This is a genomic window from Porphyromonas sp. CAG:1061 (assembly GCF_000435035.1).
Classification (GTDB): domain Bacteria; phylum Bacteroidota; class Bacteroidia; order Bacteroidales; family Porphyromonadaceae; genus Porphyromonas_A; species Porphyromonas_A somerae.
Genome location: NZ_HF988824.1, coordinates 1 through 4,595, shown reverse-complemented (window position 1 = coordinate 4,595; position 4,595 = coordinate 1). Strand labels below are relative to the sequence as shown.

Annotated in this window: 4 protein-coding genes and 1 tRNA gene; 1 reads left to right on the top strand and 4 read right to left on the bottom strand. The window is 45.6% G+C overall.

Features of this window, described 5'->3' with window-relative positions; genetic code table 11:
• The first annotated feature begins 271 nt into the window (after positions 1-271).
• Complete coding sequence (locus tag QVO39_RS00405; protein WP_021902535.1) at positions 272-565, top strand: hypothetical protein; 294 nt, start codon at positions 272-274, stop codon at positions 563-565.
• Between the two features lie 250 nt (positions 566-815).
• Here QVO39_RS00405 and htpG read toward each other — a convergent pair whose 3' ends face one another.
• From htpG to QVO39_RS00385, 4 genes are all read right to left on the bottom strand, one after another.
• Positions 816-2,891 carry a molecular chaperone HtpG gene (htpG, locus tag QVO39_RS00400; protein ID WP_021902534.1) on the bottom strand — a complete coding sequence of 692 codons (2,076 nt, stop codon included), beginning with the start codon at positions 2,889-2,891 and terminating at the stop codon, positions 816-818.
• Positions 2,892-3,167: 276 nt separating this feature from the next.
• Positions 3,168-3,566 carry a type II toxin-antitoxin system HicB family antitoxin gene (locus QVO39_RS00395; protein ID WP_021902533.1) on the bottom strand — a complete coding sequence of 133 codons (399 nt, stop codon included), beginning with the start codon at positions 3,564-3,566 and terminating at the stop codon, positions 3,168-3,170.
• A gap of 70 nt (positions 3,567-3,636) precedes the next feature.
• The gene (locus tag QVO39_RS00390) at positions 3,637-3,825 is read right to left on the bottom strand and encodes a type II toxin-antitoxin system HicA family toxin (RefSeq protein WP_021902532.1); all 189 of its coding nucleotides are present in this window, start codon (positions 3,823-3,825) and stop codon (positions 3,637-3,639) included.
• Positions 3,826-4,065: 240 nt separating this feature from the next.
• Positions 4,066-4,139 (bottom strand) — tRNA-Met (locus QVO39_RS00385).
• Between the last annotated feature and the right edge of the window lie 456 nt (positions 4,140-4,595).

Here is a 4,595-nt window from a genome sequence, read left to right as displayed (position 1 = left end):
CTAACTAAATCGTAACCTATTACTATCAAGAGCGATTAACCAACGCTCATTTCCAATAAATTACACTCTTTTCGTAACTTCCAAATACAAAGATACCAATTTTAGGTGAAATCTCTTAGCTATTCAAGCCTAGATTTAGATTTCAAAGAATAATTAAGCGACAAAGTCGCAACACCCAGAGAAAAGGCAGTCATTGAGGGGGCAAAGTATTGGAATTATGCGTACCTTTACAGCAAACCAATTAAAAGAACCGACTAAAATCTTATGAGTTATGAGCAGTATTGAAAAACAAGAGCAATACCTTGATTCAAAACAGGTACTAAAGGATCGCCGATGGGTCGTTATCCCTATGAGCATTTGGTTTGTGCTCGGGATAGTGGCACGTTATTCTATGCGGGGCGGAGAAACCACCACCGCCATCATTCTCATCGCCCTACAAGCACTATTCACCGTGGCACTTGCCACCTATTTCGTACTATCCAAAAAGTTTAAGAGACAAGAAAAGGCCGTAGCACTGATTGTACTGACTGGCTTCTTAGCTTTCACCATACTGACCACCTTGTAATGGCTTTGGTGCTACTACAGTAATGATTAAATAAAATGGGGTGGCCTAGAAAAGCCACCCCATTCGGGTTTATCATTACAAAATGAGACTTTGCACGAATGATGATATGCAAGGCGCTGAGGGTGAGGGCGACAGGATGAGATGCTAGGCGCTGAGGGTGAGGGTGCTGGGAGCGTACTCTCGTACGTGACCGAGCCCGAATCCCGAAAGCAACGCCGCAGATCGCATTCGTGCAAGGGCCTCAAAATAGTTACTTACGGCTCAAGAGCTCCATTGAGCGGGTCACGAAGCTATCCAGTGCCTTGCCCTTGAGTAGACCACTAGAAAGCAAGCCGAGGTCTATCAGCTGCGAGATGATCTTGTGCTCCTCGCCAAAGGAACTGTAGATCTCCTTGAGTTTTCCTTCTATCTCCTCAATCTTGGTGTGCGTAGATGAGAGATCCTCCCGAAGGGTCTTCTTCTCCTCATCACTCAGCTTCTCATCGCCCAACTGCTGTTGAATGGCCGAGACACGTGCCTCTTGTCCACGCTTATCGGCCAGCAGAGCCGAGTAGTCGGGGTGATCCGTCTCATTGAATACCAAAGCGATTCCCTGCACTAGAGGGTGGTCGAGATTCAGGTTCAGCACATAGCTATCGGGCATCTCGCCATAGAAGTTCATCCCTTGCTGCATTGCCGCCATCTCCTTCATCCTACGCATATACTCCCCTTGCACTAGTAGGATAGGCTTCGCATCACTGCCCTGATGACCCGTCTGCACCGAGATCATCACCTTATCTTCCTTAGGGAGCTGTGCCTCAAAGAGCTGACGTAGAAGCTCCTGATCCTCCTCCGAGACGTCACTCTCCTTCTTCTCATCATCCGCCTTCCGGATCAAGTTGTCCAGCGTATCGCTATCCACCCTCACGAAGTGCGACTGTGCCAACTTCTGCTCCAGCATACTAATCAGGTGAATATCCAGCTGCCCATCCATCAGAAGTACATCATACCCACGGGCATTGGCCTCCTTGATGTAGCTATATTGCTGCTCCGTATCCACCGCATAGAGATAGACTACATGCCCCTCTTTATCGGTTTGGTTGGCCGAAATCAGCTCCCGGTACTCCTCGAGCGTAAAGTACTTCTTCTCCGTATTCTTGAGTAGGGCAAACTTCTCCGCCTTTTCATAAAACTTCTCTTGCGTGAGCATACCATACTTCACGAAGAGGTCCAGCACCTCCCACTTCTCCTCAAAGTTCTTGCGGTCCTCCTTAAAGAGCTCGGTCAGTTTATCCGCCACCTTACGAGTGATGTAGGCCGATATCTTCTTCACATTGTGATCCGCCTGCAGATAGCTCCTTGATACATTAAGAGGAATATCTGGCGAATCAATCACCCCATGCAGTAGCATCAAAAAGTCCGGCACAATCCCCTCCACCGAATCGGTAACAAAGACCTGATTGCTGTAGAGTTGGATCTTATTCTTCTGCAGATCCATATTGCTCTTCACCCTAGGGAAGTAGAGGATACCAGTCAGATTGAATGGGTAGTCGATATTGAGGTGTATCCAAAAGAGTGGCTTCTCACTCATTGGGAAAAGCGTCTCATAAAACGCCTCATAATCCTTATCCTCCAGCTCCGAAGGCGCCTTCGTCCAAAGCGGAGCCGTCTCATTGATCACCAGATCCTCATCGGTCTCCACCTCCTTGCCATCCTTCCACTCCTTTTTCTTACCGAAGACAATGGGCACAGGGAGGAACTTAGCATACTTCTCCAGTAGCTGACGGATACGCGTAGGATCCAAAAACTCCTTACTCTCCTCATCGATGTGAAGGATAATGTCGGTACCACGTGGGCGCTTCTCCGCTACCTCCATCTGAAACTCAGGGTTGCCCTCACAGCTCCAGCGGATACTCTCCTCCTCCTCTTTGTAGCTCTGAGTATAGATCTCCACCTTGTCCGAGACCATAAAGCTCGAGTAGAATCCCAGCCCGAAGTGCCCAATGATATTGGCGGCATCGTCCTTGTACTTCTCCACAAACTCCTCCGCACCACTGATGGCGATCTGATTGATATACTTCTCAATCTCCTCCGCACTCATCCCCACACCGTGGTCACTGATGATCAGCTTGTCGCCATCGATCTTCACCTCCACCTTCAGGTCCTCAAGGCTACCCTCGTATTCCCCTTTATTGGCGAGCGTCTTTAGCTTTTGCGTAGCATCCACTGCATTGGAGACAATCTCACGGAGAAATATCTCATTGTCGCTATAAAGAAACTTCTTGATGATAGGGAACATATTATCACTCTGCACCCCTATCTTTCCATTTTTTACCTGTTCGCTCATATTATATATTGTATTGAATTGATGTTACACTACCCCATAATATGCAAACTTAGTGCCAATAGGGGGCCATAAGGGGAGCAACTGACAATATGGATAAAGATGACACAAAATAGACCGAAGCGGGGGAGGACTATAAAGGGATAGAGACTTTCCAATCGACCCTAACATATCACAGCAAGAAAAGAAAGAGGTAAATAACGGAGGGTGCTGTGTCAATAAAACTTGCAAGCAACACTTAATAGCACCCTCCTTGAGTAACCCATTAGGGGTAAGAACTTATACAGTGAGTGGAGTAGATAGAAGATCATTGGCAAACTTATTCACTGCTTGCTGTAGCTTATCTACTTGTGCTTTACTAGGCTTTTTCTGTTCGCTTTTGTAGGCAGATAGAAGACTTGGATTGATACCAGAAAGTAAGGCAAGGCCAGACTGAGAGAGCATTCCTTCGAACTTGCTTAGAAAAGCTGGAATGGAGAAAGCCCAATCCACTTCATACCCTTGCTTCAAGATCAAAGGGGCATCATCCATTGATTTGACTTCCTCAATCACCTCTAGCATATCTTTCTTAACCTCATCAAGCGTCTCTCCCTGAGCAGTCAAAAGTACATCTGGCACATCACGAGAATAGGCACTATAGCCATTGTCCTCAAAGTTAATAGTAACTCTAATCTTCATCACTAGTCGCTAAAAATTGACATTCAACTTAAATCTTTAGTAGGTAAGGGATGACCCCTTACCCCCAAAGTTACTCTTCGATTCCAGCTTGCTTTAGAATCTCTTTCAGCAGAAAAGGCTTCACCTCGCTTGATAGGTTGTGACCTGGTACTATTACCATCTTCCCATCCTTCTTCAGCTTAGTGTGACTGCCTTTGCCACCTCTGACTATCTGCCAGCCATTCTTTTCAAGTAACTTCAGCACGTCTCTTTTTCTCATAGGAAACGGACTAAAGATTATTTGCCTCAATATTGAGACACCACAAAGGTATATATTTTATATCTAATAAGCAAACAAATATACACTCATTGGATAATATCCGAAGTGATGATTAGCTGTTGTCTCATACGATATACTAGGCTCCACGAGTATTAGGTACCAAATGACAATTTGGGTAAAAAGACAGGCGAACCATACCATCACGGTACGGCTCGCCTCGACAAAGTTTTGAAAAATTCGTAGCGAGACCGGGGTACGATCCCGGGACCTCAGGATTATGAATCCTGCGCTCTAACCAACTGAGCTATCTCGCCATTCCAAATTTGCAATGGCAAAGATACATAAAATATCCAATGTGCCAAACCCCGGCCCATTATTTTTCCCAGGGGTTACCCATTAGGAGTGTATTCATAACTTAATGACCCTATAAAATAGGAGAAAGTAGTGGTTCAAAAAAACCATTTATAACAAACTGATATTCAACATTATATAAACGCAAAAACTGAGTTGCAACTAAGCGATCGGCGAGTTGCAACTAAGCAAATGCCGAGTTGCAACTAAGCATTTGCTTTGTTGCAACTAAACTTTTGACCACTTAGCTGTTGCTTTTTTAGGCTGTTGTACGAAGACCATCTGCCTTCTTATTTGTGGTACGGATTTGTCCGTGGTGTTAACTATGCAATCCGTGTACGTGTAACAGTACGAATAATCATATCCCAGCTGTTGAGGATAATGTAGTAATGACCTCCCCTCGCGGGAGGTCAGACGGA